Genomic DNA, 25,160 nt, shown 5'->3' on the forward strand with positions numbered 1-25,160 from the left:
CAGCATGGCGCAGGCAATACTCAACAATAACCGGGCTCCCTCGAACCGGCAGAGTGGCAGTACGCATCCCGCAGTCGTTGTCACCAAATACACCAAACGGGCTGACGAAAACGGCTGGCTGAGTGTAAAACTCGAACCTAAAGGCACGCTCGTCGCCCTCTGCGAATACACCAAAGTGACCTTCACCAAGGAGTCCGGTGGTCGAACCTACTTCCGGATCGCCGACGGCAATTCGGAGTTCGTCGGGCAGACGGCCAGCCTGAAAACCGAAAATGCCTTGAAGTACCTGATGGACACCCCGCCAACGGCGCCTGCCACCGTCAAGGTCAAGTACACCGGCGCACCGGCCCATGCGGTCTCGGAGTTCAAAGGCAAACTGCTGCAGCAATGGGCACAGGTCAGCTTCAATGGCAAAACGGCGAAGGTGACGCTGAACAGCCAGTGGGGCGGCGAATTTACCCCGATCCCACCCGGACGCCATCGGATCATGGCGCCTGACCGCTCCCACGGAAATATCTCCACGGATGGCTACAAGGTACAAGGTAATCTGCATTGCACCGACGTCTGGTTTCCAATCGAACTGCAAGGTACAGAAGGCAACAGCAGCCGTTACATCCATGTCGGTCATTTGTCCGACGGCTGTGTCACCTTTTATGAGTTGATAAAATGGAACGACATCTACGACTACCTGATCTGCCGGCGAGTCAAAGGTGAAGGCGGGAAATATGTCGGTGAATTGCTGGTGGAGAAATAATTGAAACGGTTGCTACTTATCCGATGGATACCCGCGCTGCTGCTGGTCATTGCCAGCAGTGCCAGTGCCAGTGCCGACTTTGGCTGTGATGACTTTCTTTCGAAGCTCGCAGACAAGCCATCGTTTGTTGAATTCAAAGGCTGCAAACAGGCGCTTGACCGCATGGGCCAGCCATTTTCAGCCAGCTATGAAGTATCCGGGGCCAATGCTTCGAAAGCCGAACAGTACCTTGAACAGCACTTCGGGATTTTGCCGATCACGCGCGCCTGTTGTGTCTGGGACTCGACCCAAAATGGTTTCAGAGATCCAGCAACAGGCATCAACTACCTCATCAGCATTGGCTCAGAGGAAACAGAGGTCAGGCAACGGGAGTCGTGGGCCAAGATCAATCGCTTCACGATCCAGGTCGATGCTTACGCTGAGGATCCCTGACCAGGCTGGATAAGGCGTCCGAGCACCGGCTTCAACAACTGTGGACTCGCGACCCGTATCCCGAACTCAACCTCAATCAGATCGAGTAGATCCTCGACGTCCGCGACCTCACGCCGCTCGCTCTCGGCGCCCATGCGATGAATGGCGAAACTGCCGTTGTTCAGCGTCTTGCGCCAGCCATCGCCGGTACGCGCGACCATCAGACGTTGGGAAAACGGTGACTCGGGGTGTGTCGAGACGTACCAGTTGCCGATGGTGTAATCGATGTCTTCCTGGCGTTGCAGATCGAACAGGTACATCGATCGCCACTCACCCGCCACCTTGGCACGCAGCATGTAGCCGTCGGCCTGTTTTTCAATGCGATAAGGTTCGTGAGGGGTCGCTTGCTCAGTCTCGGTATCGAGAAGCAGCGGCGCGGTCGGCACCATGCCACCGAAACCGACATCGGTGATGTAGCGCACATCGTCGATGGTCACCAGACTCAAACGGTGTGTACGCGCTGTCCAACTGCCTTCGGGCTGATTCATTACCACGCGCCCGCTGATGGCCCGAGCTTCGAACCCCAGTTCCAGCAACAGGGCAAAGAACAGGTTATTCAGTTCATAGCAGTAACCACCGCGCCCACCGAGCAAGACTTTTTCTTCAATGGACGGCAGGTCGATCAACACCGGCGCCCCGCTGATCGTCGCCAGGTTCTCGAACGGAAACACGCCGGTATGACGCAATTGCAGCAGACGCAGGGTCGCAAGTGTCGGTTCCGGTGGCTTTTCAAAACCCAGACGTTGCAGGTACAGCTTCCGATTCGTCAGGCGTGGCTCACTCATTGCTCGATCCTTATGCATGGGGCCGCAGGTCACTGCGTTGATGGTCGCCATGTATACGGGATCCGGCACTGTTTTCGACAATTGATTTCGCCAATCGCCTGCTAGCGTTTCTTGCGTGAACCGATACGGATCCACGTCGGCGCATGGTCACTGGCGTGCGGTTCGTTGCGCACCCATGCGTCTACGCCGGCTTCATGCAGATAAGGACTCAGCGCCGGGTTGAGCAGCAGATGATCGATGCGCAGACCGGAGTTGGTTTGCCAGTGTTGGCGGAAGTAGTCCCAGAAGGTGTAGAGCCGATCCTCGGGATACAGATGCCGCAGCGAATCGGTCCAGCCCTGATCGAGCAAGCGCTGATAACACTCGCGACTCTCAGGTTGCAGCAGCGCATCCTTGAGCCAGGAACGGGTGTTGTAGATGTCCATGTCGGTGGGTACGACGTTGTAGTCACCGGCCAGTACCACCGGGTGATCGCTGCTTTGCAAATCCTTCGCATACGCGATGAGCCGTTCGAACCAGGCCAGTTTGTAATCGAATTTCGGTCCCGGTTGCGGGTTGCCATTGGGCAGGTACAGGCAGCCGACCAGCACGCCGTGCACCGCCGCTTCCAGATAACGGCTGTGCTTGTCATCCGGATCGCCGGGCAAACCGCGACGACTTTCCAGCGGTTGCGCGTCGCGGGCGAGAATCGCCACGCCGTTCCACGAAGCCTGGCCCTGCCATATCGCGCCGTAGCCGGCGGCCTCCAGCTCTGCGGCGGGGAATGCCGTGTCGACAGACTTGAGTTCTTGCAGGCAGGCGATGTCCGGTTGCTCGCGCTTGAGCCAATCCAGCAGATTCGGCAAACGTGCGCGCAGGCCGTTGACGTTGTAGGTGGCGATCCGCAGGTTTTTCATCGGCTGAGGCTCCTGCCCATGGGCTGTGAAAATTCTGACCTCGTGAACATCGCGCCGGTTGCATCGGATCCATCCGCTGCGGCGTAATAGGCGCTCGCCATTCGCCCGCTCCGCCGAGACCTGAATCCCATGCAAACCACGCTGCAAGGTCAGCGCATCCTTTTGCGCCCGCTCCAGTATTCAGATGCCGCTGCCCTGCTCCACGCTGCCGCTGACGGCGAATTGTGGAACCTCACCGTCACGGTCGTGCCGTCGGCGAGCACCGTCGACAGCTACCTGAAAAAAGCCCTCGATGGCCGTGACGCCGGCTCGGTGCTGCCGTTTGTCATTGTGCTCAAAGAGAGCGGCGAAGTGATCGGCTCTACACGTTTCTGGAAGATCGACCCGCTCAATCGCAAGCTGGAAATCGGTAGCAGCTGGATTTCCGCGAGCTGGCAAAAATCCTTCGTCAACACCGAAGCCAAATACCTGATGCTGCGCCACGCCTTCGACGTGCTCGATTGCGTGCGCGTGCAGTTCACCACCGACGAGAACAACCAGAAGTCACGTAACGCGATCCTGCGCCTTGGCGCGCAACAGGAAGGCATCGTCCGCCACGAGCGGATCATGCCGGACGGACGCAAGCGCAACTCGGTACGTTTCAGCATCATCGACGACGAGTGGCCGCAGGTACGCTTGCACCTGGAACAGAAACTCGCCGGCAACCGGTAATGCTCAGGTGCGATTGCGCAACCATTGTAGAAAGCCTTTTTTCGCCACCACCACCGGCGCTTCCTCGGTCAGCGATTGCGCCTTGTGCAGGCGGTAATCGAGCAAGGTTTTCATGGCATCGCTGATATCGTGGCGAGCGTCCAGACACGGCTTCAGGTAAGTCTTCTCGATGCGGTACAGGGCGCAGAAGGTTTTCGCGGCAAACTTGGCCGGCACAGAAGAATCGGAAAGTATGCCGGCCTCGCCGATCACTTCGCCGGGGCCCATGCGCCCGGACTCGAACGGCGTGCCATGGCGGGTCAAGGTCACCGTGACCACACCCGACTCGATAATGAACAAGTGATCGCTGACCTCCCCCGCCTCAAGAATCGCCTCGCCGGCACGGAAGGTTTGCAGGGTCATGTTCTGGCTGAAGGTTTCTTTCTCTTCCTGGCGTAACGTCGAGAAAATCGGCGAGCTGTCGAGCAATGCCCGTGGCCGCGAAAGGTTGGCCGGCGCACCGTTTTCATTGCTCGATAGCAAACTCACCCCGGACGCCTGCAAGTGCCGATAGGCCAGATCGAACAGCTGATTACGCACCACACGCTTCTCGCCCATCGAGGCGACGAAACCGCTGATCTCGTATTCCGCACCGCTACTGCCGGAGCTTTTCAGCGCCACACTGGGCGCGGGAGTATCGAGCAACTGACGACAGCCCTGCATCGCCCGCTCCAGCGCATCGATCACTGAATTGGGCCGCGCGTGCGGGCTGACCTGCACGCTGACCGCGACACCGAACATATTGCTCGGCCGACTGAAGTTGATGATCTTGGCTTTGGCCGCCAGTGAGTTGGGAATCACCGCCATGCTGCCCTGGCTGGTTTGCAGGCGTGTGGCGCGCCAGTCGATGTCGGTGACCCGGCCTTCGGTGCCGTCGATGGAAATCCAGTCATCCAGTTGATAGGGCTTGGTGGTGTTGAGGACGATCCCGGAGAACACATCGCTGAGCGTGCTCTGCAAGGCCAGACCGACGATGATCGCCAACGCTCCGGAGGTGGCCAGCACGCCTTTGACTGGCAGATCCAGCACGTACGCCAGCGCGGCAATGATCGCGATGAGGAAAATCACCGCGCCGAGCAAATCCTGCAACAGCCGCCCGGTGTGCCCGACCCGTTGCATCATCACCGCGCCGATCAACACCGTCAGGGTGCGCGCACCGAACAGCCACCAGCCAATCTGCAACCCGGTCGCTGCCAGGTGCAGCGGCACGTTGTCGGCCCACGGTGCGGGCTCCATCGGGTTGAGGCCTTCGTTGAACAGCAACACGCTGAACAAGGCGAAAATCAGCACCCGCACCAGCAGTTTCCACTCGCTGCCATGGGAGCTGATCAAGCGCCACAGACCGAGATCGAGAAGGATCAGGATCAACGCGCAAAATAACGGATGTTCGGTGAGCAGAGACAGCATCAAACAACTCCGACGAAGGCCAATCGCGAGAAGATCGCACAGATTGGGACAGTGTAGGAGCAATTGATTTCACAGCATGAACACGCCCGCAAAAACACCACAAAACCCATGTAGGAGCTGCCGCAGGCTGCGATCTTTTGATCTTGAAAAAACAACATCAAAAGATCGCAGCCTGTGGCAGCTCCTACACAGGTTTACGGGGTGGCGGGTTATTTATCGTTGCTCAGGCTGTTGTAGCTGGTGAACAGGTTGCGGTAGTCCGGGATGTGGTTGGAGAACAGCGTGCCCAGCCCTTCAATATCGTTGCGCCAGTCGCGGTGCAGTTCGCAGGCCAGCCCGAACCAGGTCATCAATTGCGCGCCAGCGCTGGACATACGATTCCATGCCGAATCGCGGGTCAGTTCGTTGAACGTACCCGAAGCATCGGTGACCACGAACACATCAAAGCCTTCTTCCAGTGCCGACAGCGCCGGGAATGCCACGCACACTTCCGTCACCACACCGGCGATGATCAACTGCTTCTTGCCGGTCGCCTTGATCGCCTTGACGAAATCCTCGTTGTCCCAGGCGTTGATCTGGCCTGGACGGGCGATGTACGGCGCGTCCGGGAACAGCGCTTTCAGCTCCGGCACCAGCGGGCCATTGGGGCCGGTTTCAAAACTGGTGGTGAGGATCGTCGGCAGCTTGAAGTACTTGGCCAGATCGGCCAGTGCCAGCACGTTGTTCTTGAACTTGTCCGGATCAATATCGCGTACCAGCGACAGCAGCCCGGCCTGGTGGTCGACCAGCAGCACTGCGGCGTTGTTCTTGTCCAGACGTTTGTATTGAGTGGTCATAGCAGTAATCCTCGCGGGTGGTAGAGGCCGACGGGGGTCGGCCTCAGGGGACTCGATCAGCGCTGGGAATCCAGCACTTCGTGTTCGTTCGCGACTTGCTGAGCCTTGAGGTAGCTCTCGATCAGCAATTGATAATGCGGCATGGCCTGGGCGTAGACCGCCGCCCACTGTTCGGCATCGGGACGGTTCCACGAGCCTTGCAGCTCGGAAAGCGTAGCCATGATGTCGATCGGCACCACCCCGGCCTGGGCCAAACGGGCAACGGTCAGATCAGTGGCGAGTTTTGAGTGATTGCCGGACGCGTCGACCACGGCAAACACCCTGTAGCCTTCGTGCACGGCGGCGATGGACGGGAACGCCAGGCACACGCTGGTCAGGGTTCCGGCGATCACCAACGTCTTCTTGCCGGTGGCTTTGACCGCTGCGTGAAATTCCGGATTGTCCCAGGCATTGATTTCGCCTTTGCGCGCCACGTATTGCGCATGCGGCGCCGCTTCGTGAATCTCCGGGATCAACGGCCCGTTCGGTCCTTGCGGCACGGAGGCGGTGGTGATTACCGGCATCCTCAACAGGGTCGCGGCTTTGGCCAGCGCAACGGCATTGGCGCGCAATTGCGGCACGTCGATGTCCTTGACGATCTGGAACAGACCGCTCTGGTGGTCGATCAGCAACATCGCTGCGTCGCTGGCATCGATGGTCGGTTTGTGGCCGTCGAAGTTCGCTGCATTGACAGTGTTCATGTGCGTGTCCTCTTTTCTATAGGCGACAGCCATCCCTGGCCTGCGAACCGGCCTACGCATCCTGTGTAGAGCGGAGTGGTGGTGCGTTAAGCGTGCATCTGGCCGAAGCGGCCGGACTGGAAGTCGGCGAACGCCTGATGGATTTCCTGCTCGGTGTTCATCACGAACGGGCCGTGGCCGACGATCGGTTCGTCGATCGGCTCGCCGCTGAGCAGCAACACCATCGCGTCCTGGCTGGCTTCGAGCGTCATCTGATGGCCGTCACGCTCGAACAGCGCCAACTGCCCTTCGCGCACCGATTCCACACCGTTGACCTGCACCGAGCCTTTGAGCACCACCAGAGCGGTGTTGCGGCCTTCATGCAGATCCAGCGTCAGCAACTTGCCGGCGTTGAGGCGCAAGTCCCACACGTCGATCGGTGTGAAGGTGCGCGACGGGCCTTTGTGGCCCTCGAACTCACCGGCGATCAGCCGCAAGCGGCCGGCATTGTCCTTGAGCGCGATGCTCGGAATGTCGCTGTCGAGAATGGTCTGGTAGCCCGGCGCGGCCATTTTGTCCTTGGCCGGCAGGTTGACCCACAACTGGACCATTTCCAGTTTGCCGCCGGTTTTGGCGAAGTTTTCCGAATGGAACTCCTCGTGGAGGATCCCGGAAGCCGCGGTCATCCATTGCACATCGCCCGGGCCGATCACACCGCCACTACCGGTCGAGTCGCGGTGCTGCACTTCGCCTTCATAAACGATAGTCACGGTTTCGAAACCACGGTGCGGATGCTGACCAACGCCACGCCGTTCGGAGGTCGGGGTGAAATCGGCAGGGCCAGCGTGATCGAGCAGCAGGAACGGGCTGATGTGTTTGCCCAGGTTGTCGTAGGAAAACAGCGTGCGAACCGGGAAACCATCGCCGACCCAATGGCCGCGCGGGCTGGTATAGATACCGATGATGTTTTTCATGGTTGTCTCCAATGGGGTGAGTGATGCGATGGATTAAGCTTAAATCCATGACCATTAATGCACTAGACTGCAAAAATCAGCCTTAGCGTTCTATCTGGAGAACGATGGTGGAAGACCTCAATACCCTCTACTACTTCACCCAAGTGGTCGAACACCACGGTTTCGCCGCTGCCGGGCGCGCACTGGACATGCCCAAATCAAAACTCAGCCGGCGTATTTCCGAACTGGAAGAGCGCCTCGGCGTACGCCTGCTGCACCGCACCAGCCGCCATTGCTCGCTGACCGAAATCGGCCAGGCGTATTACCAGCGCTGCCTGGCCATGCGCGTCGAAGCCGAAAGCGCCGCCGAGCTGATCGAACGTAACCGCTCCGAACCGCAGGGGCTGGTGCGCCTGAGTTGCCCGACGGCGCTGCTTAACTCGTGGGTCGGGCCGATGCTCACGCGTTACATGCTCAAGTACCCGCTGGTGGAGTTGTTCATCGAGAGCACTAATCGCCGCGTCGATCTGCTGCACGAAGGCTTCGACATTGCCTTGCGCGTGCGCTTTCCGCCGCTGGAGAACACCGACATGGTCATGAAGGTGCTGGGCAACAGCACGCAATCGGTGGTCGGTAGCCCACAGTTTGTCGAACGCCTGTCGTCACCGCCCTCGCCCGCTGACCTCAATGGTTTGCCGAGCCTGCATTGGGGCGCGGCGCAGCGTGAATATCAATGGGAGTTGCTGGGGCCGAATGACCACACGGCGCTGATCCGCCACACGCCGCGGATGGTCACCGATGATTTGATCGCGTTGCGTCAGGCGGTGATTGCCGGGGTTGGCGTGGCGCACTTGCCGAGTGTGGTGGTGCGTGAGGATATTGCCGCCGGACGCGTCGTCGAGCTGATTCCGGGTTGGGCGCCGAAGTGCGGGGTGGTGCATGCGATCTTTCCGTCGCGGCGCGGGTTGTTACCGTCGGTGCGCACGTTGATTGATTTTCTCGGCGAGGAGTTTGCCCACAGTGACATTGCCTGAATCGGTGGTGCGTCCGCTCGCGAAGAGGCCAGCCCGGACAACACAAATCCTGGAAAAGATTCATGACTTCTGATCAACAGTGCTTTGCCCCACCAGCGGTTTTTCTCAACGATTCAGACACGGATACTCCTGCCCATTCCCACTGCAACCCTGGAGTCTTTCATGTCTGTACCCGCTTTCGGTCTTGGTACGTTTCGTCTGCAAGGCCAAGTGGTCATCGATTCGGTGAGCACCGCCCTTGAACTCGGCTACCGGGTCATCGACACCGCGCAAATCTACGAAAACGAAGCCGATGTCGGCGCGGCCATTGCGGCCAGCGGCATCCCACGCGACGAGCTGTTCCTCACCAGCAAGGTCTGGGTCGCCAACTTCGCCAAGGATCGTTTGATCGACAGCCTCAAGGAGAGCCTGCAGAAATTGCAGACCGACTACCTCGACCTGACGTTGATTCACTGGCCATCGCCGGAAAACCAGGTACCGGTCGAAGAATTCATGGGCGCGCTGCTGGAGGCCAAGCGCCTGGGCCTGACCCGGCAGATCGGTGTGTCCAACTTCACCATCGACTTGATGAAACAGGCCATCGCGGCCGTCGGTGCCGACAACATCGCAACCAATCAGATCGAACTGCATCCGTACCTGCAGAACCGCAAGGTAGTCGAGTTTGCCCGCAGCCAAGGCATCCACATCACCTCGTACATGACCCTCGCCTACGGTGAAGTGTTGAAAGATTCGTTGCTCCAGCAGATCGCCGAACGCCTGCAGGCGACGCCGGCACAAGTCACCCTGGCCTGGGCGATGCAGTCGGGCTACGCGGTGATCCCGTCGTCGACCAAACGTGACAACCTGCAAAGCAATCTTGCTGCCACCGCGCTGACGCTAAGCGACGCCGATATGGCGCTGATTGCCACACTCGATCGCGGCCATCGCCTGACCAGCCCGAAAGGCATCGCGCCTGATTGGGACTGACCCGACACGCGTCAGATGTGTAGACGTTGCGCGAGGCTGGCCATGGCCTCGCGCAACGTCTCGACCGCGATACCCAGCGTTGCCGCTTGCGCCTGTTGACTCGCCAGCTCCAGATCAACACACGCCGCCACTACCCGCGCTGCGCCCACCATCTGCGCCCCGCCCTTGATGTGATGAGTGAGCTCACGCAGCCCTGCGCGATCCTGCTCAGGCTGCAAATCATCAAGGCGTTGCAGATCGAGCTGCAAACTGTTCAACACTTCCTTGCGCAACTGTTCGATCAGGGCATGATCATCCCCGGCCATTTGCTCCAGGGTGCTCAGGTCGATTTCCGCCAACACCGGCGTTTCGCCGGGGGCAGCCGCGATGTCGCAATGACTGGCCGCCGTCAATGCCTGCGCCAGGTCGTGCAAGCGGATCGGCTTGAACAGACATTCGTCCATGCCGGCATTCAGGCAGCGCGTGCGCTCCTCAACCTGAGCGTTGGCGGTAAAGCCGAGGATCAGACAGGGTTCGCGACCAGCCGTTGCTTCTTCATCACGAATGGCCTGCGCCAGTTGATAACCGTTGCGCCGCGGCATGTTGCAATCGGTGATCACCACATCGAACGCCTGTGCACGCCAGCGCTCCAGCCCTTCATCGCCGTTCACGGTGTCGACCGTACGATGGCCGAGTTCACTCAACTGCCAGCACAGCAGCAAGCGGTTCACCGGATGATCGTCCACCACCAGAACACTCAATGAACACGTAGCGGCGATCAGTGTGTAGGACGGCGCCGGGGCCTGAGCGAGGGCTTCCAACAGCGGCAGCTCGAGGCTGACTTCGACCTGCGTTCCTTCGCCCTGTGCACTGTCGAGTCGCAGCGTGCCGCCCATCATTTCGCAGAGGCTGCGACTGATCACCAGACCCAGTCCGGAGCCGCTGCGGGCCGCTTGCGAATCAGCGCCCGCCTGCACGAACGGGCTGAACAGCCGTCGCCGATCGTCGTCGCTGATCCCCACCCCACTGTCTTCAATCAGTACCTTCACCGCCAGGTGTTCGGCGACCATTGCGGTCACCACCAGCCGCAGACTGACCTCGCCCTCCTCGGTGAACTTGATCGCGTTGCTCAACAGATTCGACAGCACCTGTTTGAAGCGCGTCGGGTCGATCAGCACGTCAACATCGCTGCGAGCATCAAGTTCGATGTGCCACAACAAACGCTTCTGGCGCGCCAGCCCTTCAAACACCCGACACACCGACACCACCAGTTCGCGCAGGTTGGCGCGTTCCGGCGCGAGGGACAAATGCCCGGTCTCGATCCGTGCGATGTCGAGAATGTCGCCGATCAGCGCCAGCAATTGTTGCCCGGCATTGGAGGCCACCTGAATGGCCAAACGATCGGTCTGGCCTTCCTCGGCGCGCTTCAAGGCCAGTTCAAGCATGCCGATCAAGGCGTTCATCGGTGTACGGATTTCATGGCTCATGGTCGCCAGAAACGTGGTTTTCGCTCGATTGGCGTCGTCCGCCGCCTCCTTGGCTTCCTGCAATTGCTGCAACCATTGCTGGCGCCGACGAATCTGCTGGCGCTGAAAAACGATCCAGGCCAGCGCCAGCGCCAGCAACACCGCGGCACCGGCAAAGCCCAGCAGAATTTCGCGACGATGCCGTAACCAGTAACTGTCATCCACAACCACATCGTGGCTCCAGCGCTCAACCAATTCGTCCATCTGTTGCGGGGCGATGCTCAGTAAAGCCTTGTTCAGGATCGAATGCAGTGCCGGCATGTGCGGCGCCGTCGCCAGCGCAATGCGCGCCGGTTGATCACCGACCGTGCCGCTGATGCGCAGACGCTCGCGGTAGTGACGGGCGATCAGAAAGCGCGCTACCAGCAACGAGCTGACCGTGGCGTCGACCTGGCCTTTGGCGATCAACGCCATGCCTTCGGCGGGGCTTTTGACTTCGATCAGACGGATGCGCGGCACCCGTTCCAATAAATATCCGCGTAACGGATGGCCGCGATAAATCGCCAGCCGTTTATCGTTCAGATCATCAAGGTTGAGCGGTCCCTGCACGGTGATTGCACTGACCAGCACAAACGGATTGTTCAGATAGGCGCGGGTAAATTGCAGTTCGGTTTCGCGCTCGCTGCTCGGTGTCACCACCGGCAATACATCGAGTTCACCGGCCTTGAGCTGTTCGATCTGGCGATCCAGCGACGTTCCGCGCACAACTTCGAAGTTCAGCCCGCTACGCTGGCTGATCAAGCTCAGCAGTTGCGCCGACAGCCCGCTGAAACGGCCATCGGCATCAAAAAAAGTCAGCGGTGCGAAATCTTCGATGGCACCGACGCGCACCACCGGATGCTGGTCCAGCCACTCCTGCTCGCTGGCACTGAGTTGCACCCGCGACTGTTCAGCCATTTCGGCAAGGCCTGCGCTCCAGCGTTGCTCGATACGTTGCCGGCGCTCCATGGGGATGGCCGTCAACGCTTTATCGACGATGCGTTTGAGGCGCGCGTCGCTGCGCAACAGGGCAAAGCCGAACGAATTGGCGTCCAGTCCCGCCGGGCCGGCCAACTGCAGGTCGTTACGATAATTGGTGTTGATCAGGTAGTTGGCACTGATGAAGTCGCCCAGATACACGTCATCCGCGCCGAATGCCACCGCCCCGAGCGCATCCATCGCCGAAGGGTAGCGCTGCACGCTGGCCTGGGGATAGAACGCTTGTACGCTGGCCAGTGGCAGATAGTCCTCGACCATGGCCAGACGCTTGCCGGCCAGATCGCTCGGCAACCGCTCTTCGAGCCGAGTCACCAGCATCGGCTGATCTTCGGCGTAAGCACGGGACAGAATGAAGTCCGGGTCGGCGGCTTCAAAACTGTTGGAAGTCCCCAGCAGATCAAGATCACCGCGTTTGAGTGCCGCCATCACGGCATCGCGGTTGGCAAAACGCTGCACTTCGATGCGCACACCGAGCAACTGCGCCAGCAGATCAGCGTAATCGGCGGTCAACCCTTCGAGTTCATGCTGATTGCGGGTGATCTCGAACGGTGGGTAATCCGGACCAGAAACGCCCATGCGCAGTATCGGGTGCTGACGCAGCCATTGCCGGTCCTGTTCGTCCAGGCGCAACTGGTTGTTTTCCGGCCCGCTGCGGGTCAGTACTTGCAGCACTTGTGGCGTGTCACTCGCCCAGCAGGTGGCTATCAGACTCAGCCACAGCCAGAAAATCTGCCATCCCTGCTTCATGTCCGCTCGCTCAGATCACATGATTGCGCTTGGCGAAATCGCGCAAGTGCACCGCTGAGCGGACCCCGAGCTTTTTCATCAGACGGGTTTTATAGGTGCTGACGGTTTTGTGGCTCAGGTGCATGTCCTCAGCAATCGCCTTGTTGGACTTGCCCTGCCCCAGTTGCTGGAAAATGCTCAACTCACGATCGGAGAGCTGATCGATCATCTGTTTCTCCGTGGTTTGCACGGCATTCAGCGTGCTGAAAATGTCCGGGAGCGTAGAAAAATAGGTATGCCCCGACATCACCGCCCGAATGGCGTTGCGCAATTGCTCCAGTTGATTGGTTTTGGTCACGTAGGCCATGGCCCCGGCACGCACGCAGCGATCCTGATAGAACATGGGTTCGTGTGTGCTGAACACCAGCACGCGGCAAGCAAAATCATTGGCCTTGATCCGGGCAAGAACCTCCAGCCCACCGAGTACCGGCAAGTTCAGATCGAGTATCACCAATCGAGGCTGGTGTTCCCGAATCAGCGACACCACCTCGTTGCCTTGGGACGCCTCGTAGATCTCTTTGAATCCTGCAGCTTGCAACACGATCCGGATGGCGGCGCGCACCACTGGATGATCGTCGACGATCAGCGCTGACTTCATGGCCACTCCCGGTGCAAAGTCTGACGAACAGGCCACCGATGGGGGCTGATCCAGACTCAGTGGCTGCGCCGGGACTGTTACATGGAACGGCGAGCAAATCACCTGTCAGACCTGACAGTTGCGGCCAGTGTTTTTTTATGCATGAGCAGCGAATTTTAGCGGTGAATATGGCTGGCAGGCTGACAAAAGATGCCGCCTCGCGGGTGTATCGACCAGCGCCATCAACTGACTGATCGACTGTTTTGAGGGCAGTGCCAAATGGCTGATTTGCACATTTTCCTGGGCGAAACCCGAGGCCTGTTGTAATGGTGCGGTGGATTCGTTGTAGATCAGCGCCTGACAAACTTGCGGGTTATCCAGGAAAAACCCCAGCAGATCCAGCGAACCTGCGGCCAGCTCGGCATTGATGACCACCACATCGAACGGCTCGCAACCGTAGTCCACCAGCGTCAGCAGTTCGGTGAGGCTCTGTGCCGGAGCCACGCGGTAGTAATCGAGGCTGTTGAACAGACGTTCGATTTTCATCCGGTGGAAATGCTGCGTGTCGGCGATCAGGATGCGCAGGGTTTTCGTGATCATGGTCAATCTCCCGGGATTTGCGTTTTCTGGGTGTGGCAAGACTACGCAAGCCCTACGGCGGGTTCTGTAGGAATATTCCGAAAAATACGGCTATTCATCGCAGGCTCAACGAGCCAGCCCCCTCACTCGACGTTTTAGTGACCGACTGAAACCCCTTGAAGATGAAGAGCGCTTTATTCGGTGGTACTCGGACTCCAGAACGCCTGCACCACCAATGCCGACGTCGAGATTCTTGCGACCAGCGCATCCAGTTCATCACCATCGACCGACGTCGTCGCCAGCGTCGCTTCGATTTCGATTTCATCGGCGCCGAACGCATGCACATCGACGTCGCTGGCCGGGTAGTTGCTGCGTTCAAGCTCGGCTTCGAGCAACGCGAACACGGCGGTTTGCTGGGAGCGCCGGGCGATGACGTAGACGATGTTGGTGACTTCAGCCGAAACCACGTCCAAGGGCTGGCGGTTGATGTTGTTGACGATTGGCCGCAGCAAGGTGTTGGCGGCCAGAATGAACAGCGTGCCGAGCACCGCTTCGGCAAGCAGGTCGGCACCGGCACAGGCGCCGACCGCTGCTGAAGTCCACAACGTTGCAGCGGTGTTGAGGCCGCGCACATTGCCCTCTTCGCGCATGATCACCCCGGCGCCGAGAAAACCGATGCCGGAGACCACGTAGGCGACCACGCGCACCGCGCCTTCAGCACCGGCGAGCCGGTTGGCCATGTCGACGAAAATCGCCGCGCCGACCGCGACCAGCACGTTGGTGCGCAGGCCGGCGGTGCGTTGCCGGTACTGGCGCTCGAAGCCGATCAGACCACCGAGAATGAACGCAGCGCTGAGGCTGACCAGGGTGTCGAGCAGCGAATCGAGGTTGAGGTTGTTGATGGCTTGCATAGTAATTTCCCTGAATACACACAAATCCCTCTGTAGGAGCTGCCGCAGGCTGCGATCTTTTGATTTTGTTTTTAAAAGACAAGATCAAAAGATCGCAGCCTGCGGCAGCTCCTACAGAGGGGCAGCGGTGTTGCTGTTATTGCCAGCCGAACCGGCGGATGTAGAAGCCTTTCACCGCCTGGGTCAGCGCCATGTACGCCAACAGAATCACCGGCAGGAACACGAAGTACAGCGATGGCAGCGCCTGCAATTTGAAGTAGTGCGCCAGCGGCCCCATCGGCAGGAAGATGCCGACCGCCATGATGATCCCGGTCATCACCAGCAGCGGCATGGCGGCGCGGCTTTGCAGGAACGGAATCTTCGGCGTGCGGATCATGTGTACGATCAGCGTCTGGGTCAGCAACCCGACCACGAACCAGCCGGACTGGAACAGGGTCTGGTGATCCGGGGTGTTGGCATCGAATACGTACCACATCAAAGCGAATGTGGTGATGTCAAAGATCGAACTGATCGGGCCGAAGAACAGCATGAAGCGCCCGACGTCACCCGGCTGCCAGCGTTGTGGTTTTTTCAGCATTTCCTCATCGACGTTATCGAATGGAATCGCAATCTGCGAAATGTCGTAGAGCAGGTTTTGCACCAGCAGGTGCATCGGCAGCATCGGCAGGAACGGAATGAACGCGCTGGCCACCAGCACCGAGAACACGTTGCCGAAGTTGGAACTGGCGGTCATCTTGATGTACTTGAGCATGTTGGCGAAGGTGCGCCGCCCTTCGAGCACGCCCTCCTCCAGCACCATCAGGCTCTTTTCCAGGAGGATGATGTCAGCCGCTTCCTTGGCGATGTCCACCGCACTGTCCACGGAAATGCCGATGTCGGCGGTACGCAGCGCGGGCGCGTCGTTGATGCCGTCGCCCATGAAGCCGACCACATGGCCATTGCCTTTGAGGATGCGCACGATGCGCTCCTTGTGCGACGGCGTTAGCTTGGCGAAGACATTGGTGGTTTCCACGGCCACGACCAGTTCAGCATCGCTCATGCGCTCGACGTCGTTGCCCAGCAGCAGGCCTTGTTGCGCGAGGCCGACTTCACGGCAGATCTTCGCGGTCACCAGTTCGTTGTCGCCGGTCAGCACTTTCACTGCCACGCCATGTTCGGCCAAGGCTTTCAGCGCGGGCGCAGTGCTTTCTTTCGGTGGATCGAGGAACGCCACGTAACCAATCAGCGTCAGTTCTTGCTCATCGGCCAGGCTGTAAATTTCGCGACCTTCGGGCATCGAGCGAGCGGCCACGGCCACCACGCGCAAGCCTTCAGCGTTGAATGCTGCGGTGACCTGACGAATCCTGGTCAGCAATTCATCGCTCAAGGCTTCATCGACCTCGCCATGACGCACGCGGCTGCACACCGCCAGCACTTCTTCCACCGCGCCTTTGCAGATCAGCTGATGCGGCTGGCCGCGCCCTTCGACCACCACCGACATGCGTCGGCGATTGAAGTCGAACGGGATCTCATCGACCTTGCGAAACGCCGTGCCGACTTTCAGTTCACGGTGGACTTCCACGTGTTCCAGCACCGCGACGTCGAGCAGGTTTTTCAGACCGGTCTGGTAATAGCTGTTGAGGTAAGCCATTTCCAGCACGTCATCGGAATCTGCGCCCCAGACATCGACATTGCGCGCGAGGAAGATCTTGTCCTGGGTCAGGGTGCCGGTCTTGTCGGTGCACAGCACGTCCATGGCGCCGAAGTTTTGAATCGCATCAAGACGTTTGACGATAACTTTTTTACGCGACAGAAACACCGCGCCTTTGGCCAACGTCGAGGTGACGATCATCGGCAGCATTTCCGGGGTCAGGCCAACGGCAATCGACAGCGCGAACAGCAGCGCTTCAGTCCAGTCGCCCTTGGTGAAACCATTAATAAACAGCACCAGCGGCGCCATGACGAACATGAAACGGATCAACAGCCAGCTGACTTTGTTGACGCCTTGCTGGAACGAAGTGACCGCGCGATCAGTGGCGCCGACACGCTGGGCCAAAGCACCGAAATAGGTGCTGTTGCCGGTGGTCAGAATGACCGCCACAGCGGTGCCGGACACTACGTTGGTGCCCATGAACAGGATGTTGTCCAGCTCCAGCGGATTGCGCGTGTCGCGATCAGCCTGACGCGGAAATTTTTCCACCGGCATCGATTCACCGGTCATCGCCGCTTGGCTGACGAACAGATCCTTGGCGCTGAGCACCCGGCAATCGGCGGGAATCATGTCACCGGCCGAGAGCACGATCAGATCGCCCGGCACCAGTTGCTTGATCGGCAATTCGCTGCGCGGCGCATCACGGCGCATCACCGTGGCGGTGTTGCTGACCATGGCTTTCAGCGCGTCGGCGGCCTGGTTGGATTTGCTTTCCTGCCAGAAGCGCAGCAGCGTCGACAGCACCACCATGGAAAAAATCACCACGGCGGCTTTGAGGTCTTCGGTCAGCCACGAGATCACCGCCAACAACGTCAGCAGCAGGTTGAACGGGTTTTTGTAGCAGTGCCACAGGTGCGTCCACCACGGCAGAGGCTGCTCATGTTCGACTTCGTTGAGACCGTATTGCGCACGCAGCGCATCGACTTCGAAATCAGTGAGGCCATCGGAGTGCGAGCCCAATGACGACAGCAATACACCGCTGTCGCACTGCGCGGCATCGACCAACGTGTTGGCTAGCGTGGGCGGGACTTCACGGCTGACCGTGGTGTCGTTGATCGATTCCAGCAGCGCCAGGCGACGGAAGTGCCGGGCGATGTGGCGGGTCCGCAGAAAACCTGCGAAGAATTCCTTGAGCGTAAGTTTCATGGCTGTTGCCCCTATGGTCAGCCGGGAAACCGTCAAGCAGGTACGGCCGCGCCTCGTCCGCCGGAACAACCGGCACGGCAAGGCCTGGCGCGCCGGTCAGAAACGACAGGCGTGTCGATAGGGCTGCGATCACGACGATAAAGTCGCAATCACGCTCTGTTCAGCGTCGATGAGAAGGAACGTCCAGACATGGCCCAGGACGGGTCATGCACGGGATGCCGCTGCTCGCTGTTACGGCGAGACAACGGCAGAGAAAGGCTGCGCGTTATCTTGCCGAGAATCTGCCGGTTACCGAGACCGGCCGACAACTGTCACTCGAACAAGTACCCACTGTGGGTCTCCGCTATTGATGAAAACGCGCGAAGCTTACGCCCCGATGATGTGAGAGTAAACCGGCAAAAGGAGGTGTGTCGGGGAATGTGGGGGATGTTCAGGAAGGGTTCAGGATGATCGTTCCCACGCTCTGCGTGGGAATGCAGCCCGGGACGCTCCGCGTCCCTATCGAAGGCCGAACACGGAGCGTCTGTTGAGGCATTCCCACGCAGAGCGTGGGAACGATCTGGCCTGGAAATCGGCGTTAGCTGGCAGTCGCCAACAACAGATCCGCCATCGAACGATGCCCACGGTTCTTGCCATGCTCATACAGCGAGCCGGCAATCTCGTCCGCGCGAATCGGCAACACCGACAACAGCGTATCGCTCAGACCATGGCTGGCCTGGCAGAAGCCCTGCATGTAGATGCCGGCCTTGCAGCGTTCGTCGGTGATCAGTTTGTAGTTGCGATCGACCTCGAAGTCGCCGAGGTATTCTTCCAGCGGTGCCAGCAGTTTGCGGTGCATCTGCCGCTCGTAACCGGTGGCCAATACCACCGCATCATAGTTGCGCACGGTGACTTCGCCGGTGGCGTTGTTGCGCACAGCCAGTTCGATACCGTTGTCGGTGGCGGTGGCTTTCTCGACGGTAGTCAGGGTGCGGAACGCGTGGCGGGCAATCCCCGAGACTTTCTGCCGATAAAAGATGCCGTAGATGCGTTCGATCAGGTCGATGTCGACCACCGAATAGTTGGTGTTGTGGTACTCGTTGACCAGACGCTCACGCTCGGCGCTGTTCTGCTGGAACACCAGATCGGTGAACTCCGGCGAGAACACCTCGTTGACGAACGGGCTGTCATCGGCAGGCTTCAAGGCCGAACCGCGCAGGATCATGTCGACCTGCACCGACGGGAACGAATCGTTCAGGTCGATAAAGGCTTCTGCGGCGCTCTGCCCGCCACCGATGATCGCGATGCTCATCGGCTGATTGTTCACGCACGGCTGCTTGGCCATTTGCGACAGGTATTGCGAATGGTGGAACACACGGGTGTCGCCTTTCAGTGCCTTGAACGCTTCCGGAATGCGCGGCGTGCCACCGGCGCTGACCACCACCGAACGGGTGGTCCGTACCTGCTGCTGGCCGTCGCTGCCACGGGAAATCACGCGCAGCGCTTCAACCTGTTGGTTGTGCAGCACCGGCTCGATGGTCAGCACTTCTTCGCCGTAACGGCTCTGCTCGGTGAACTGCCCGGCGACCCAGCGCAGGTAGTCGTTGTACTCCATGCGGCACGGATAGAACGTGCCGAGGTTGATGAAGTCGACCAGACGACCGTGGTGTTTGAGGTAATTGACGAACGAGTACGGGCTGGTGGGATTGCGCAGGGTCACCAGATCCTTGAGAAAGGAAATCTGCAACTCGCTCTGCGTCGACAGGGTGTTGCCGTGCCAGCTGTAGTTGGCCTGCTTGTCGAGGAACAGCACATCCAGCTCGCCGTGGGTCGGCCCGCGCTCTTGCAGAGCGATGGCCAGCGCCAGGTTCGAAGGGCCGAAACCGACGCCGATCAGGTCGTGAACGATGGGCGATGCAATTGCCTGTGTCATTTCCAGTGTCCTCTGGATGAACCCCTCAACGCGGGGATAAAGCCTGGGTGGCCTGACCGGCCTGAATCAGGTCAGCAGGTCGTCTGTTGAGTAGGAACGAGGACGATGAACGGAAATTTAACCAGCAAGGATCAATGGGCATCCCATTGTTTAATCCGCAAGCGGCAATGTTTCATGGCGTTGACGATGTGTTTTTCTACCAACGCCTTGGAAATCCCGAGGTGCTCGGCAATTTCCGGATGGGACAGACCTTCGATCTTGCGCAGCAGAAAACTTTCCCGGCAGCGCGGCGGCAACTCGGCGAGCGCGCGCTGAAGCATCTCCAGACGTTGACCATGGTCGAGGGTGCCGTGGGGTGACGGGGTGAAATAGCGTTCTTCGCTGTCCAGCACGTCAAGCGATTCGACCTGGCGCAGGGCGTTGCGCCGATGATCGTCGATGACCAGATTCAATGCCGTGCGATAAAGGAAGGCCCGCGGTTGTTCGATCGGCGTGTCGCTGGAGCGCTCCAGCACCCGCACATAAGCGTCATGCACCACATCTTCGGCCACCTGACGGTTGCCCAGCTTGGCGTTAAGGAAACACACCAGCTCGCGATAGTAGTTTTCCAACATGACTCCCGACCGCATCGATGCAGTTCCTGTCCTTGAGCACACTGATCCGGCCGCGGAATACGCAGTAGCAAGATAGTGGCAACTTGAGGTGCGTAATTTATAGTAATTCTCATATAGATTTAAAGAGCTGATTCCACATCCCGACCAAATAGTCCTGTCCGGACACCTGTTACATGATGTGTGAGCGCTTAAATTCCCTTGTGCATTCATCGTTAACAGGACAGCTCCCCGTATCTGTCGTGCCATGCGACAGCGTTCAGCGCCCCTGCACGCCTGTGTACTGGCCGAATGACGGGCCGAACCCACTGGCCGGAACCCTGCATGAAACGTCCCCGCCCCGCCCGACGCGCCTTGTTCGCCGCCCTTTGTCTGATTCCCGTGATCGCCGTTGCCGCGTGGCAAGTCCTGCCGCCCGGGCGCGACGCCCTCGCCACGGTCCAGGTGACTCGCAGCAGTATCGAAAACAGCGTGACCGCACTGGGTACGTTGCAGCCACGCCGTTACGTGGATGTCGGTGCGCAGGCCTCCGGGCAGATTCAGAAGATTCATGTCGAGGCTGGCGATACGGTCAAGGAAGGCCAGTTGCTGGTAGAGATCGACCCCTCCACGCAAAAGGCCAAACTGGATGCCGGGCGGTTTTCCATCGAAAACCTCAAGGCGCAGTTGCAGGAGCAACGCGCCCAGCACGACCTCGCGCAACAGAAATACCAGCGCCAGCAGAAGCTCGCGGCCGGTGGCGCTACCCGTGAGGAAGACGTGCAGACGGCCCGCGCCGAAGTCCGCGCGACACAGGCACGCATCGACATGTTCCAGGCGCAGATCCGTCAGGCCCAGGCCAGCCTGCGCAGTGACGAAGCGGAACTCGGCTACACACGCATTTATGCACCGATGAGCGGCACGGTCGTGGCCGTCGGCGCCCGCGAAGGCCAGACGCTCAATGCGCAACAGCAAACCCCGCTGATCCTGCGCATCGCCCGGCTCTCGCCGATGACCGTATGGGCCGAGGTTTCCGAAGCGGATATCGGCCACGTCAAACCCGGCATGACCGCCTACTTCACCACGCTCAGCGGCGGCAGTCGGCGCTGGAGCAGCACTGTACGGCAGATTTTGCCGGTGCCGCCGCGCCCGCTCGAACAGAATCAGGGCGGCAGCCCCACCAGCGGTCGCAGCGGCAGCGAACGCGTGGTGCTCTACACGGTTTTGCTCGACGTCGACAACGCCGACAACAGCCTGATGACCGACATGACCGCGCAGGTGTTCTTCGTTGCGCAACAAGCACAAGACACCCTCACCGTGCCGACCGCCGCCCTGCAACCCGGCTCACGGCCGCAATGGCAACGCGCGCAGATCGTCGCCGCCAACGGCGAGGTCCAGGCGCGTGACGTGCGCACCGGCATCAGCGACCGCTTGCGCACACAAGTGCTTGAAGGCCTGGTCGAAGGCGATCACATCCTCAGCGCGCCGGCCACCGGCAGCGGAGGCTGAATGCAAACCCCACTGATTGACCTGCGGCAGATCCGCAAATCCTATGGCGGCAATGACAGCCCGCTGGTGGAAGTATTGCGTGGCATCGATCTGTCGATTCATGCCGGTGAATTCGTTGCCATCGTCGGGGCGTCCGGCTCCGGCAAGTCGACATTGATGAATATCCTCGGCTGCCTCGACCGCCCTACCAGCGGCGAATACCGCTTCGCCGGAGAAGACGTCGCCCAGCTCGACACCGATGAGCTGGCCTGGCTGCGCCGCGAAGCGTTCGGTTTTGTGTTCCAGGGTTATCACCTGATTCCGTCCGGTTCCGCCCAGGAAAACGTCGAAATGCCGGCTATCTACGCCGGCACCCCGGCCGCCGAACGCCACGCCCGGGCCAGTGCTTTGCTGGAGCGGCTCGGCCTGGGCAGCCGCACCGGTAACCGCCCGCATCAGCTTTCCGGCGGTCAACAACAACGGGTGTCGATTGCCCGGGCGTTGATGAACGGCGGCCACATCATTCTCGCCGACGAACCCACCGGCGCCCTCGACAGCCACAGCGGCGCCGAGGTCATGACCCTGCTCGACGAGCTCGCCGGTCAGGGCCATGTGGTGATTCTCATCACCCACGACCGCGAAGTCGCACAACGAGCCAAGCGCATCATCGAAATCCGTGACGGGCTGATCATCAGCGACACCGCTGAACACCCGTCAGCCCCACCGCGCAGCGCCAATCCCGGCGCCCTGCAAGCGGTGGATCTGCGCCAGCGCCTGAGCAGCGGCAGCACACAGACCGGCGCCTGGAAAGGTGAACTGGTCGACGCCGTGCAAGCGGCGTGGCGGGTCATGTGGATCAATCGTTTTCGTACTGCGCTGACACTGCTCGGGATCGTCATCGGCGTGGCCTCGGTGGTGGTGATGCTGGCGGTGGGCGAAGGCAGCAAACGCCAGGTCATGGCACAGATGGGCGCATTCGGCTCCAACATCATTTACCTCAGCGGCGCCGCGCCCAACCCGCGCACGCCACCGGGCATCATCACCCTCGACGACGTCGCCGAACTGGCCGCCCTGCCCCAGGTGGAGCGGATCATGCCGGTCAACGGCTCGACCGCCGGCGTGCGTTTCGGCAACGCCGACCACAGCAGTTACGTGGGTGGCAACGACACCAATTTTCCAACCATTTTCAATTGGCCGGTGGTTCAGGGCAGTTACTTCACCCAGGCCGATGAAGACAGCGCCGCCGCCGTGGCGGTGATCGGCACCAAGGTCCGCGACAAGCTGCTCAAGGATGTCGCCGATCCGATCGGCCAGTACATTCTGATCGAAAACGTGCCGTTTCAGGTGCTCGGGGTCCTCGCGGAAAAGGGCTCAAGCTCAGGTGATTCCGACAGCGACAATCGCATCGCCGTACCCTACTCAGCGGCCAGCACGCGTCTGTTCGGCAGCCGCAATCCGGAATACGTGGTGATCGCCGCCAAGGACGCACGCAAGGTCAAAGACGCCGAGCAGGCGATCGAACAGGCGATGCTACGGCGGCACAACGGCAAGAAGGATTTCGAACTGACCAACAACGCCGCGATGATCCAGGCTGAAGCACGCACGCAAGGCACGCTGTCGCTGATGCTCGGCGCCATCGCTGCGATCTCGTTGCTGGTCGGCGGCATCGGCGTGATGAACATCATGCTCATGACCGTGCGCGAGCGCACCCGGGAAATCGGTATTCGCATGGCCACCGGGGCACGCCAGCGCGACATCCTGCGCCAGTTTCTCACTGAAGCGGTGATGCTCTCGGTGGTCGGTGGCATTGCCGGCATCAGCCTGGCGATGCTGGTCGGCGGCGTGCTGTTGTTCAGCGGCGTGGCGATCGCATTCCAATGGCTGGCCGTGCTCGGTGCTTTCGCCTGCGCGCTGGTCACCGGCGTCCTCTTCGGCTTCATGCCTGCCCGCAAGGCTGCCCGGCTCGACCCGGTCACGGCCCTTACCAGTGAATGATCGACCTATGAAAGCGCCACTGACACTCCTTGCCGCCAGCCTGTTGCTGGCGGCCTGCAGCAACCCTGCGCCGCGCCCCGACAGCGGCGTGCAGCCACCCGCCGCCTGGCAATCACCTGACCAGCCCGGTGCCGTGCAGAGCAACCGCCAATGGTGGACGCAGTTCGGCAGCCCCGAGCTTGATCGTCTGGTGGAACAGGCGCGACTGGGCAGCCATGACCTCGGTGCCGCTGTCGCTCGGGTCAGACAGGCTCAGGCCAGTGCAACAATTGCCGGCGCCCCGCTGCTGCCGGAAATCAAGGCCGGTCTCAATGCCAATCGGCAGAAACTGTTGCACGGCAAAGGCTACAGCCAACTCGACGTCAGCCCGGATAATCGCTCGCTGGATTATTACGATGCCGAGTTGAGCGCCAGTTACGAAATCGACTTCTGGGGCGGTAAACGCGCGGCCCGCGACAGCGCCGTGTTCGGCGTACAGGCCAGCGAATTCGACCGCGCCACGGTGGAACTGACCTTGCAAAGCGGTGTGGCCAGCAGCTACACCCAGGCCCTGGCGTTGCGCGAACAGGCGCGGATCGCCGAGCTCAATCTGGCCAATGCGCAGAACGTCCTGCACCTGGTGCAAACCCGCTTCGACGCCGGCAGTGCTACCGCGCTGGAACTGGCCCAGCAAAAAAGCCTGGTCGCGGAACAGCAACGCAAATTGCCGCTGGTGCAGCAACAGGCCCGCGAAGCCTTGATCACCCTCGCCGCCCTGCTCGGCCAACCGGTGCAGACACTGTCGTCACCGCAACAGTCGTTCGAACAGTTGCAGTGGCCGAACATTGCCAGTGGCGTGCCCAGCGATCTGCTGAGCCGGCGTCCGGACATCGCCAGCGCCGAAGCCAAACTGGCAGCGGCTCAGGCTGACGTCACCGTGGCTCGCGCGGCCATGCTGCCGAAAATCACCCTCACCGCCAGCCTCGGCACCGGCGCCGATCTGGCGGCGGACCTGATGCGCACCACGTTCTACAACCTGTCCTCCGGATTGACCGCACCGATCTTCAACAACGGCCGTCTGAGCGCCGAACGCGACAAGGCCAAGGCGCGTCAGGACGAACTGCTGGAAACCTATCGAGGGGCGATCATCAATGGCTTTGCCGACGTGGAAAAAGCCCTGAGCAGCATTCGCGGCCTCGATGAACAACGCCAGTGGCAAAGCGAAGAACTGAGGCAGGCGCAAACGGCGTTCGACATTGCGCAAAGTCGTTATCAGGCCGGTGCCGAAGATTTGCTGACGGTGCTGCAAACCCAGCGCACTTTGTATGCGGCGCAGGATATGAATGTGCAACTGCGCTTGTCGCGATTGCAGGCGAGCATTGCCTTGTACAAAGCGTTGGGCGGTGGCTGGCAGGTTATCTGACAGCAACATCTCTTGTAGGAGCTGTCGAGT

General features: G+C 60.2%; 21 protein-coding genes. 8 read left to right on the plus strand and 13 right to left on the minus strand.

Features of this window, described 5'->3' with window-relative positions:
• The first annotated feature begins 4 nt into the window (after positions 1-4).
• Both PMI23_RS06115 and PMI23_RS06120 read left to right on the plus strand, forming a co-directional pair.
• Positions 5-754, plus strand: coding sequence for a hypothetical protein (locus tag PMI23_RS06115; RefSeq protein ID WP_007913401.1), 750 nt, complete (start codon positions 5-7; stop codon positions 752-754).
• The gene (locus PMI23_RS06120; protein WP_007913400.1) at positions 755-1,186 is read left to right on the plus strand and encodes a DUF4952 domain-containing protein; all 432 of its coding nucleotides are present in this window, start codon (positions 755-757) and stop codon (positions 1,184-1,186) included. It begins immediately after the preceding gene.
• Here PMI23_RS06120 and PMI23_RS06125 read toward each other — a convergent pair.
• Together PMI23_RS06125 and xth are read right to left on the minus strand one after the other, a co-directional pair.
• Positions 1,168-2,010: an arylamine N-acetyltransferase family protein gene (locus tag PMI23_RS06125; protein ID WP_007913397.1), complete on the minus strand. Its 843-nt coding sequence runs from the start codon at positions 2,008-2,010 to the stop codon at positions 1,168-1,170. The genes PMI23_RS06120 and PMI23_RS06125 overlap by 19 nt on opposite strands.
• A 101-nt stretch (positions 2,011-2,111) precedes the next feature.
• Complete coding sequence (gene xth, locus PMI23_RS06130; protein WP_007913395.1) at positions 2,112-2,906, minus strand: exodeoxyribonuclease III; 795 nt, start codon at positions 2,904-2,906, stop codon at positions 2,112-2,114.
• Positions 2,907-3,035: 129 nt separating this feature from the next.
• Between xth and PMI23_RS06135 the strand changes: the two genes are divergently transcribed.
• The gene (locus PMI23_RS06135) at positions 3,036-3,617 is read left to right on the plus strand and encodes a GNAT family N-acetyltransferase (RefSeq protein ID WP_007913394.1); all 582 of its coding nucleotides are present in this window, start codon (positions 3,036-3,038) and stop codon (positions 3,615-3,617) included.
• 3 nt (positions 3,618-3,620) lie between these two features.
• On the opposite strand, the gene PMI23_RS06140 is transcribed toward PMI23_RS06135, so the two are convergent.
• From PMI23_RS06140 to PMI23_RS06155, 4 genes are all read right to left on the minus strand, one after another.
• Positions 3,621-5,063: a mechanosensitive ion channel family protein gene (locus tag PMI23_RS06140; RefSeq protein WP_007913393.1), complete on the minus strand. Its 1,443-nt coding sequence runs from the start codon at positions 5,061-5,063 to the stop codon at positions 3,621-3,623.
• 209 nt (positions 5,064-5,272) lie between these two features.
• Positions 5,273-5,899 carry an isochorismate family cysteine hydrolase YcaC gene (gene ycaC, locus PMI23_RS06145; protein ID WP_007913392.1) on the minus strand — a complete coding sequence of 209 codons (627 nt, stop codon included), beginning with the start codon at positions 5,897-5,899 and terminating at the stop codon, positions 5,273-5,275.
• A 56-nt stretch (positions 5,900-5,955) separates the two neighbouring features.
• Entirely contained in the window at positions 5,956-6,639 is a 684-nt protein-coding gene (locus PMI23_RS06150; protein WP_007913391.1) for an isochorismatase family protein, read from the minus strand.
• 86 nt (positions 6,640-6,725) lie between these two features.
• Positions 6,726-7,592 carry a pirin family protein gene (locus PMI23_RS06155; protein ID WP_007913390.1) on the minus strand — a complete coding sequence of 289 codons (867 nt, stop codon included), beginning with the start codon at positions 7,590-7,592 and terminating at the stop codon, positions 6,726-6,728.
• Between the two features lie 104 nt (positions 7,593-7,696).
• On the opposite strand from PMI23_RS06155, the gene PMI23_RS06160 reads away from it, so the two are divergent.
• A complete protein-coding gene (locus tag PMI23_RS06160) occupies positions 7,697-8,605 on the plus strand; it encodes a LysR substrate-binding domain-containing protein (protein WP_007913389.1) in 909 nt (302 codons plus the stop codon).
• A 162-nt stretch (positions 8,606-8,767) separates the two neighbouring features.
• The gene (dkgB, locus tag PMI23_RS06165; RefSeq protein ID WP_007913388.1) at positions 8,768-9,571 is read left to right on the plus strand and encodes a 2,5-didehydrogluconate reductase DkgB; all 804 of its coding nucleotides are present in this window, start codon (positions 8,768-8,770) and stop codon (positions 9,569-9,571) included.
• 11 nt (positions 9,572-9,582) lie between these two features.
• On the opposite strand, the gene PMI23_RS06170 is transcribed toward dkgB, so the two are convergent.
• The 7 genes from PMI23_RS06170 to PMI23_RS06200 all read right to left on the minus strand — a co-directional run bounded on the left by PMI23_RS06170 (position 9,583) and on the right by PMI23_RS06200 (position 20,269).
• On the minus strand, positions 9,583-12,801 hold the full coding sequence (locus PMI23_RS06170; protein ID WP_007913387.1) for a transporter substrate-binding domain-containing protein: 3,219 nt from the start codon (positions 12,799-12,801) through the stop codon (positions 9,583-9,585).
• A 10-nt stretch (positions 12,802-12,811) separates the two neighbouring features.
• The gene (locus PMI23_RS06175; RefSeq protein ID WP_007913386.1) at positions 12,812-13,438 is read right to left on the minus strand and encodes a response regulator transcription factor; all 627 of its coding nucleotides are present in this window, start codon (positions 13,436-13,438) and stop codon (positions 12,812-12,814) included.
• A gap of 135 nt (positions 13,439-13,573) precedes the next feature.
• Positions 13,574-14,017: a hypothetical protein gene (locus PMI23_RS06180; protein WP_007913385.1), complete on the minus strand. Its 444-nt coding sequence runs from the start codon at positions 14,015-14,017 to the stop codon at positions 13,574-13,576.
• Between the two features lie 173 nt (positions 14,018-14,190).
• Entirely contained in the window at positions 14,191-14,907 is a 717-nt protein-coding gene (locus PMI23_RS06185; RefSeq protein ID WP_007913384.1) for an MgtC/SapB family protein, read from the minus strand.
• 136 nt (positions 14,908-15,043) lie between these two features.
• A complete protein-coding gene (gene mgtA, locus PMI23_RS06190; RefSeq protein WP_007913379.1) occupies positions 15,044-17,743 on the minus strand; it encodes a magnesium-translocating P-type ATPase in 2,700 nt (899 codons plus the stop codon).
• A 577-nt stretch (positions 17,744-18,320) separates the two neighbouring features.
• Positions 18,321-19,655, minus strand: coding sequence for a lysine N(6)-hydroxylase/L-ornithine N(5)-oxygenase family protein (locus PMI23_RS06195; RefSeq protein WP_007913375.1), 1,335 nt, complete (start codon positions 19,653-19,655; stop codon positions 18,321-18,323).
• 131 nt (positions 19,656-19,786) lie between these two features.
• Positions 19,787-20,269 carry a sigma-70 family RNA polymerase sigma factor gene (locus PMI23_RS06200; protein WP_042704912.1) on the minus strand — a complete coding sequence of 161 codons (483 nt, stop codon included), beginning with the start codon at positions 20,267-20,269 and terminating at the stop codon, positions 19,787-19,789.
• Between the two features lie 321 nt (positions 20,270-20,590).
• Here PMI23_RS06200 and PMI23_RS06205 point away from each other — a divergent pair, with 321 nt between their 5' ends.
• From PMI23_RS06205 to PMI23_RS06215, 3 genes are read left to right on the plus strand one after another with little or no spacing between them, the layout of a single operon-like run.
• Complete coding sequence (locus PMI23_RS06205) at positions 20,591-21,754, plus strand: efflux RND transporter periplasmic adaptor subunit (protein WP_007913371.1); 1,164 nt, start codon at positions 20,591-20,593, stop codon at positions 21,752-21,754.
• Positions 21,755-23,728 (plus strand): MacB family efflux pump subunit, encoded by a 1,974-nt coding sequence (locus PMI23_RS06210; RefSeq protein ID WP_007913366.1) that lies wholly within the window; start codon positions 21,755-21,757, stop codon positions 23,726-23,728.
• A gap of 7 nt (positions 23,729-23,735) precedes the next feature.
• Positions 23,736-25,130, plus strand: coding sequence for an efflux transporter outer membrane subunit (locus PMI23_RS06215; RefSeq protein WP_007913364.1), 1,395 nt, complete (start codon positions 23,736-23,738; stop codon positions 25,128-25,130).
• Positions 25,131-25,160 lie beyond the last annotated feature (30 nt).

Origin of the sequence: Pseudomonas sp. GM24, from assembly GCF_000282235.1 — a bacterium.
GTDB lineage: Bacteria > Pseudomonadota > Gammaproteobacteria > Pseudomonadales > Pseudomonadaceae > Aquipseudomonas.